Annotated in this window: 4 protein-coding genes and 1 pseudogene; 3 read left to right on the top strand and 2 right to left on the bottom strand. The window is 71.2% G+C overall.

Going from position 1 to position 8,742, the window contains the following annotated elements; translation table 11 throughout:
• Window positions 1-68 precede the first annotated feature (68 nt).
• Together AC5P09_RS31800 and AC5P09_RS31795 are read right to left on the bottom strand one after the other, a co-directional pair.
• A complete protein-coding gene (locus AC5P09_RS31800) occupies window positions 69-1,325 on the bottom strand; it encodes a sensor histidine kinase (RefSeq protein ID WP_493877186.1) in 1,257 nt (418 codons plus the stop codon).
• 639 nt (window positions 1,326-1,964) lie between these two features.
• Window positions 1,965-4,172: pseudogene (locus tag AC5P09_RS31795) on the bottom strand (MMPL family transporter); the annotation flags it as partial.
• A 599-nt stretch (window positions 4,173-4,771) separates the two neighbouring features.
• Here AC5P09_RS31795 and AC5P09_RS31790 point away from each other — a divergent pair.
• The 3 genes from AC5P09_RS31790 (at window position 4,772) to AC5P09_RS31780 (ending at window position 8,647) form a co-directional block, all read left to right on the top strand.
• On the top strand, window positions 4,772-6,292 hold the full coding sequence (locus tag AC5P09_RS31790) for a streptophobe family protein (protein ID WP_493877185.1): 1,521 nt from the start codon (window positions 4,772-4,774) through the stop codon (window positions 6,290-6,292).
• Between the two features lie 64 nt (window positions 6,293-6,356).
• The gene (locus AC5P09_RS31785) at window positions 6,357-7,046 is read left to right on the top strand and encodes a response regulator transcription factor (RefSeq protein ID WP_493877190.1); all 690 of its coding nucleotides are present in this window, start codon (window positions 6,357-6,359) and stop codon (window positions 7,044-7,046) included.
• Window positions 7,043-8,647 carry a sensor histidine kinase gene (locus AC5P09_RS31780; protein WP_493877184.1) on the top strand — a complete coding sequence of 535 codons (1,605 nt, stop codon included), beginning with the start codon at window positions 7,043-7,045 and terminating at the stop codon, window positions 8,645-8,647. Before AC5P09_RS31785 ends, AC5P09_RS31780 begins: the two co-directional genes overlap by 4 nt.
• Window positions 8,648-8,742 lie beyond the last annotated feature (95 nt).

The following is an 8,742-nucleotide window of genomic DNA, read 5'->3' as shown; positions in this document are numbered from 1 at the left end:
TCCGGCGGCGATAGTGCTCACCTGCTGACGGCTACGGAACCGAGCATTCCCCGGCCCCGTAGCTCCCATTAGGCGGGGTGCTTCTGTGGGGAGTTGGCGGGCGGGTTGGGGATGAGGATGGCGTGGACGGTCCAGCCTCCGTGAGGGTTGGGGCCGGCGGTGACCTCGCCCCGGTAGAGGGCGGCGCGCTCGCGCATGCCGACCAGGCCCCGGCCGCTGCCCGTCGGGCCACGGCGTGCACGCGGAGTGCGGGGCGGGCCGGTGTCCTCGACCGTGAGGCGCACGGTGTCGGTGTCGGAGGCGATGGAGACGTGGACCGAGGTGTCGGAGGCGGCGTACTTGACTGTGTTGGTCAGGGCCTCCTGGATGATGCGGTAGGCGGACAGTTGCAGACCCGGGGCCTGGCCGGTGAGGTCGCCGTGCGCGTGCAGGGCGACGGTGGGGCCGGCGGCGCGGACCCGGTCGAGCAGGGCGTCGAGGTCGGCGAGGCCGGGCTGCGGGGCGAGCGGGACGTCGTGCGAGCGGTCCTGGCCGTCGCGGTCGTCGCTGATGACAGCGAGCAGACGGCGCAGTTCGGCCAGGGCGTCGCGGCCGCTGGCGCTGATGATGCGCAGCGTCCGGGCGCCGCGTTCCGGCTTGGTCTCGGAGAGGGCGGCGGCGCCGTCGGCGAGGCCGACGATGACGGCGAGGGTGTGGCCGAGGATGTCGTGCATCTCGCGGGAGACGCGGGCGCGTTCCTGCGCGGTGGCGAGACGAGCCTGCTGGTCGCGTTGCTTCTTCAAGGCGTTGATGTAGGCGTGGGCCAGCCGGACGAGCAGGCCGAGAGCGGCGAACCCCGCCATGGCGATCATCGCCATCAACGTCACGGGCTCCGGACGCGTGAGGTACTCCAGTTGTTCGCCGCTCCAGAAGACGTACGCCCACGCGACGAGTTCCGCGGTGGTGACACCGATGGCGACGGTCACCTGGCGTGGGGAGCAGAAGCGGCCGACGTTGAACAGGGCCACCATCCGAGCGAATTCCGCAAGAGTCAGCACACCCAGGGAGAGAGACACCACGGAGGCGGCCGTGGTGAGGGCGAAGACCAGCATGGGCCGGCGATCCCGCCACAGCAGCGGGACGCAGAAGGCGAGGATGAGCGGCAGCTTCGGGTCGCCGATGTTGTAGGGGTTGAGGTAGGCGTCGGTACCGCCCGCGAAGCACAGCAGCGGGACGCCCCAGCGTCTCACCCGGGGGTGGGCCCGGTCGGCCCGCGCCCACGAGCCCAGCCGGGAGATGACCGAGACGATCACGCGCTGCTCGGGATCGCTCGTCAGAGTCTCCAAGGTCCAGCGCTCGTCTCGGCGAGGGTCGGGAGCGGGGGCGCTCGGTGCGGCCAACGTGGGTCCTTCGCGGTGTCGGGGACCGCCCGCCGGCCCCGGGGGAATCGGACCGACGGGCGGCGCTGGGGGGGGGGGGGGATGGCTGGCGGGACTTGGCCGCCACGTCAGGAGCTGTGCGCAAGCCGGTGCTCCGGCTTGCTCTCGTCACCTCCTGCGGAGCGGGTTCTTCAACAGCTTCCTGCGTGTCGGTGCCTTCGATTCCGCCGTGTCGGCGGGGACGGTTGAATCGCCGCCTCGTGCCAGGCGCTGCTTGAGCCTGGACAGTCCTCGTGCCTTCCCGTCGGCCTGCTGGGCAGGTGCCGGCGCGTCCGTGTCGCCGGGGGCCGGCGTGTCACTGGGCGCCCCCAAGTCACCGGGCGTCTTCATGCCACCGAGGCCCTCCACGTCACCGTTGCCCGCGCGGCGCCGCTTGATCCCGGACAGTCCCCGGATCCTGCCGCGGTGATGCCGGGGAACAACCGCCGAGACCGCAGTGGTGTCCGTGTCACCGGATTTGGATCCGGATCCGGACTCGGAGCCGTTGACGCTGGGGAAGGCGGGCGGAGCGCTGTGACTCCCCGACTCCGCCTGGACCCCGGCGGCGACGCCGACGAGGACGGGTTCAGGCGCCGAGTCCGCCTGTTCGGCAGCCAGCGCGTGGCGCAGTTTCTCTCCCTCGACGTCCACGTTCGGCAGGACCCGGTCGAGCCATTGGGGCAGGGTCCAGGAGCGGTGGCCGAGCAGGGTCATCACCGCGGGGACGATGGTCATCCGGACGACGAAGGCGTCGAAGAACACGGCGGCGGCGAGCCCCAGGCCGATGGACTTGATCAGAGCCGCGTCGTCGAGGAGGAATCCGGAGAAGACGGAGATCATGATGATCGCGGCCGCGGTGACCACCCGGCCGCTGTGCCGGAAGCCCTGCACGATGGCCTGCGTGGGTTCGGCGCCGTGGACGTACTCCTCCCGCATGCGGGAGACGAGGAAGACCTCGTAGTCCATGGCGAGGCCGAACACGACGCCGATCAGCAGGATGGGCAGCAGGCTGACGATGGGGCCGGTCTGGTTGACGCCGAAGAGGTCCTTCAGCCAGCCCCACTGGAAGACCGCGACCAGGACACCGAGGGTCGAGACCACGCTGAGCAGGAAGCCGAGGGCGGCCTTGAGCGGAATCACGATCGACCGGAAGACCAGCAGGAGCAGGACCAGGGCCAGGCCCACGACGATGGCCAGGTAGGGCACGAGGGCGTCGGAGAGCTTGGTGCTGACGTCGATGTTGACGGCGGTCAGGCCGGTGACCATCAGGTCGGCGCCGGTGTCCTGGTGCAGGGCGCCGCCGTGGTGGCGGATCTCGTCCACGAGGTCCTTGGTGGCCTCACTGGTGGGGGCGCTCTTGGGGACGGCGCCGAGCAGGGCCACGTCGCCGGCCTGGTTGAAGGAGGGCGGACGGACGGCGGCGACATCGTCCAGTTCGCCCAGCATGGTGTACGCGTCCTGGGCGGCCGCCTTGGGGTTCTCGCTGTCCCGGGCGTCGACGACCACGGTGAGCGGGCCGTTGAAGCCCGGTCCGAAACCCTTGCTGAGGGTGTCGTAGGCGATGCGCTGGGTGCTGCCGGGGGGCTTTCCGGAGTCGTCGTTCAGGGCCATCTGCAGGGACATCGCAGGGATGGCCAGCAGAGCCAGTCCGATCACCGAGGCCACGAGTACCTTGACCGGGTTGCGGGTGACGAACCTCGCCCAGCGCACGCCCATCGACTCGCCCTCGCCGCGCTCCAGCGCCTTCATACGGCGGGTGTGCAGCGTGCCCTTCATGATCCGCATACCGGCGAAGCCGAGGACGGCGGGCAGCAGGGTCAGCGCGATGATCACGGCGACGGCGACGGCGAAGGCGGAGGCCAGGCCCATGGAGGTGAGCGTGCCGATGCCGATGACGGTCAGCCCGGCCAGCGCGACGATCACGGTCAGGCCGGCGAAGACGACCGCGGATCCGGCGGTGCCCAGGGCCCGGCCGCAGGCTTCCTCGGGTTCGTGGCCGTCGCGGATCTCGTTGCGGTACCGGGAGACGATGAACAGGGCGTAGTCGATGGCGACGGCCAGGCCCAGCATCAGTGCCAGGGTCGTGGAGGCCGAGGCCAGGTCGAAGAAATGCGTGGCGGCCATGACCGACAGGATGGCCGCGGCCACCCCGAGGATCGCGGTGAGCAGGGGCAGTCCCGCGGCTATCAGCGAGCCGAAGGTGATCACCAGGACGACGGCGGCGACCCCGACGCCGATCAGCTCGGCCAGCTTGCTGGCGGCCTTGTCCTCGACAGCGTTGCCGCCCAGGCTCACCTTCAGGCCGGCCTTCTCGCCCTGGGCGACGACGTCGGTCTGGACGGCGTGGGCCGCGCCGCTGACGTCGGCCTGGGCGACTTTGTAGGACACCTGGGCGTAGGCGATGGTGCCGGACTTGCTGACCAGGCCGCTGGAGAAGGGGTCGGAGACGCCCGACACCTGCGGCGACTTCTCCAGCTTCGCCACCAGGGACTCGACCTTGGCCTTGTTGACGGCGGAGGTGAGCTTCTGCCCGCTGGGCGCCTCGAACACCACACGCGCGGTGGCGCCGTCGGCGGACGCCTGCGGGAACTCCTTCTGCAGCAGGTCGATCGCCTGCTGCGACTGCGTGCCCGGAACGCTCAAGGCCCCCGAGGAGGTGCCGGGCGCACTCATGGCGCCGATACTGATGGCGGCCAGGACGGCGACCCACAACATCACCACGAGGCGTCGTCGCCGGAACGTCAGCCGGCCGAGCCGATAGAGGAAGGTGGCCACGGATTACTCCCACCAGGAGAAGAGATCATTGGGTGAGCTGGGCCTGACTGACCCGCGATCTCAACCTAGGAGCGGTACCGGACGACCATCCCGTACCGCGGAACCGAATCCGGTGGGGCCCGCTAGTACCGCAGTACTACTTCCTGTCCTCTCCTCGAAGCCCGCCGGCCGGCGGTGCCCCCGGTTCAGTGGCCGACGCCAACCTTCTCCAGGTGCACGGGGAACCGGCCGCCTCCTGGGACGACGGCAGACACCTCGGCGTGGCATTGGTCCCGTACCAGTCGGGTTCTGGGAGTTCCCTGAGAAGCCGGGCGCGGTCCCGGCCGTGCGGGGGCCGTGACCTGTGGCGTTCTGCCGAGGGCTCTCGGGAATCTCTCAGAACCTCTCCGGAATGTGGCACTCCCGGCGGACAGGCTGTGCGGGTCCCCACGGAACGCGGCGCCGTGCTTCCTGCCGAATCCCCTCGTACGGCGCTGCGTGCGTTCCCGGAGCGAAGCGAAGCGGAGTGACACGACATGCTCGTCATCACGTCCACACCCCGACCCGAGCCCAGGCCGTCAAGGCTCACTGGCACCGGATGGCCAGTGCCCGAGGGCCCGTTGCGAAACGCCCTGGAAGGGGCGGCGGCCGTGCTGTGCGCGGTGGCCGCCATGGCGGGGGTCTCGGCGGTGGCCCTGTGGCTGCTGGACGCCGGGTCGGTCGGGTCGCTGTGGTCGCTGGCCATGGCCCTGACGGCCATGGCCGTCGGTGGCTCGGTGAGCGCCGGTCCGGACACGCCGGCGACGTCCGGGGGCTCCGGGCTGGGAGACCTGCTGGGCGGCCTGTTCGGCGGTGGAGGCATGGCCTCGTCGATGAGCGGCGCGGCCGACGTCGTACCGCTCGGCGTGACGCTGGTCGGCGCCCTCGTGCTCTGGTTCGCCTTCTCCCGGCGGCTCCGGCATCGGCGGTGCGACACCGGCGAACTGGCCGCGCGCGCAGCCGGAGCCGGTGCGGCGGCGCTGATCGGCTTCCTGGTGGTGGCGGACGTCGCGCGCGGGACGTTCAACATGCCGGCGTCGGCGATGAGCGCACTGCGCGGCGGTGAGGACGTGGGATCCGATGGCCTCGGCGGCGGAGAAGGCGGTGCGGGTGACCTGCTGGGCGACCTGCTCGGCGGCGGTAGGGCGTCCCAGGATCCGACCATGACGTATGAGGTCCAAGCGGGCTCGGCCGCCTTCGGCGCGGTGCTGTGGGTTGTGGTCGTGCTCGCCGTCGGATGCCTGATCAGTCGCAAGGTACGACTGCCCCTGAGCAGGGTGCTCGACCGGCTCCGGCCGGCTTGGATTCCCGGTGTCTCCGCGGTCGTACGGACGCTCCTGGTGGTGATGGCCGTTCCGCTTGTGCTGGTGACGTTCGTGGGTGCGGTGGCCGGTGGTCGGGCCGCGACGGCGGCGGGCGCGGCGGTGCTGCTCGCTCCGAACGCCGTGGCGGTGTTCCTGACGCTGGGCGTGGGCTCACCGTGGACGGCGTCGACGCAGCAGGTGGAGAGCCAGGGCGGCAACCCGCTCGCCGCGCTCATGCGCGGGATGGGTGGACAGCAGACGAGCGCCCCGGCCGACCGCACCGAGCACCTGCGGGAGCTGTCCGCCGGAGGCTGGCCGCTGTGGCTCGCGGCCCTCGCTGTGACCGGCCTCCTCCTGCTGGCGTGCGCGTACGCGGCCGCGCGGGCCACGGACCCGGCACACACACCTCCGCTGCACCGCTACCGCGGCCCTTTCGGCCCGCACCTCGGTTTCGCCGAGCGGTTCGGCATCGTCACGGCACTGATCATGGGCGCGGCGGCGTGGCTCGCCGGGGCGTCCGGGCACATCGGCGTCAGCATGTTCGGCAGCGAGATGGGCGGTAGGCGGGCGGAGCTGACCGGCAGCGTGCTCGTGACCGTGGTGTTCGCCCTGCTCGTCGGGAGTGTGGCCGGGTTGTCCGGGTGCCTGTTGCGCGGGGCCGTCACCAGCCGCTCCCGTATCTTCGGCTGGAAGAACGCCCTCGCCCCGCCGAGCGCGAAGAGCGGGCACCCTGTTCCGCCCGCCGCGGCGCCGGGAGCGGACTCCGGCCCTCTGGAGGCACCCGTTGGCAACCGCTGAACGACCCCACCCCCGCGGAGCTGGGCCCGAGCACGAGCCGGCTGGCTCCGCCGGGGGCGCGAGCCTGCTGGTGGTGGACGACGAACCCACCGTGAGGCAACTGCTGTGCGCGGCACTCCGGCATGCAGGCTTCACCGTCGCCGCCGCCGGCACCGGCGAGGAGGCGCTGGCCGCGGCACACGAGTTCTCGCCCGACCTGGTCCTGCTGGACGTCATGCTGCCGGACACGGACGGCTTCGAGGTGATCCGGCGGCTGCGCGAGCGGCACCGGCCCGCAGGACTCCGTACCGGGCACATCCCGGTGGTGTTCCTCACTGCCCGGGACACCACCCGCGACAAGATCGACGGCCTGCAACTCGGCGGCGACGACTACGTCACCAAGCCGTTCGACCTGGAGGAGCTGATCGCCCGCATCAGCGCCGTGCTGCGCCGCACCAGTGGCGATCCGACGGCCGTGGTGCGGGCGGCCGACCTGGAACTCGACCCCGAGGGCGTTCAGACGACCCGGGCGGGCGAGCCGATACGCCTGTCCCCGACGGAGTTCCGGCTCCTGCACTACCTGATGGCCAACTCCGGACGCACGGTCTCCAAAGCGCAGATTCTCGAACGAGTGTGGGACTACGACTTCGGCGGCGACACCGGCATCGTCGACACCTACATCAGCTACCTCCGCCGCAAGCTCGACAACGGAGGACCCAAGCTGATCCACACCGTCCACGGGGTCGGTTACGTGCTGCGCGGACCCAGGACATGAACGGGCGACGCGTGAGGACCGTATGGGGGCGGGCCTCGCTGCGCAGCCGGGTGCTGGTGCTGGCGGTGGCGCTGCTGGCGGCCGGGTTCACGGCGTTCAGCCTGGTCACGGGCAACGCCCTGCGCTCGTACATGGAGAACCGGATCGACGCCCAACTGCGTGTCTCCGCCCAGGTATTCGCCCTGCTGCCGTCCACGGTGGCCCGCACCGGAGCCGAGCGAACCCCGCCCGCCGCGCTCGCCCACTTCAGCACGGACGTCCTCGGCAACCCGGTCATCACCTATGTCGCAGCGGACGGAACGGTCGAGAGCAGCCTCGACCCCCTCGCCGGCGGGAACCGGACCCCGAAGACGACCGGCCCGGTGCTGCCTCGGCTCGACGCGGCGGCGATCACCGCGCAGGACGGCCACCCGTTCACGGTCGGCAGCACCAAGGGCGACACGCGGTGGCGAGTGATCGCCGTACAGGAAGTGGATGTCGGCACGCTGGGCGAAACCACCGGGACCGCGCCAGGAGGCGTCGTCGTGTCGACGTCACTGGCCGAGGTGGACGCAACCGTCGACAAGATGTGGCGGATCTACGAGACCGCCGGACTGTGTCTGCTCGGTGTCCTGGCGGTGGCCGGCTGGTTCGCGGTCCGCTCCGGACTGCGGCCGCTGTCCCGCATCGAAGAGACAGCAGCCGAGATCGCGGGCGGTGACCTGTCCCGGCGCGTGCCCGAACTGGCCGGACCGAACACCGAGATCGGCCGCCTGGCAGCCGCGTTGAACGGCATGCTCGGCCAACTCGAGGCCGCCTTCGCCGCCCGCGCGGAGTCGGAGGGCCGGATGAGCCGCTTCGTCGCTGACGCCAGCCACGAACTGCGCACCCCTCTCGCCGGCATCAAGGGCCTGACCGACCTCTACCGCATGGGCGCCCTGCCCGAGCGGCGGGACATCGACGACACCATGGCGCGCATCGCCCGCGAGTCCGAGCGCCTCACTCGGCTCGTGGAGGACCTGCTGCTGCTTGCCAGGCTCGACGAGCGCTCCCTCAAGAGCGCCGGTGACTGCGACCTGTCCCTGGGCCTGGACCTGGCCCCCACGGACCTGCGCACCCTCGCCGCCGACGCCCTCCACGACGTACGCGCCCTGGACGCTACCCGCTCCGTCACGCTCACCGGCCCGGACGGCGACGGCCCACCCGCCTCCGCACCCACCGTCGCCGACGAGGCCCGGCTGCGCCAGGTCGTCACCAACCTCGTCGGCAACGCCGTCACCCACACACCCCCAGGCACGCCCATCCGCATCGGCGTCGGCACCGTCGCACACCACGCGGTCCTCGAAGTCGCCGACCGAGGGCCGGGCTTGACCCCGGATCAGAGCTGCCGCATCTTCGACCGCTTCTACCGCGCCGACACCTCCCGCACCCGCGCCACCGGCGGTGCGGGTTTGGGACTCGCCATCGTCCAGTCCCTCGTGGCCGCCCACGCGGGCCGCGTCGAAGTCCGCTCGACTCCCGGACGGGGAGCCACCTTCCAGGTCCTGCTTCCCCGGAACACCGAGCACCTGGCAGCCGACATCCCGAAACCACCATCTCTTTCCGCTGAATCCTCCTCCTGAGGTCTCTGCTCGAGGGAGGGATCGCGGCCGCGTTCACGGCAGACCTGATCGATCCGCCGGACGCCGAGGTCGTGGCGGTGGCGTGCTTGGTGATG

It is taken from the genome of Streptomyces sp. a15, assembly GCF_059026085.1.
The sequence above is the reverse complement of the archived record's forward strand: the minus strand, read 5'-3'. Positions and strand labels throughout refer to the sequence as shown.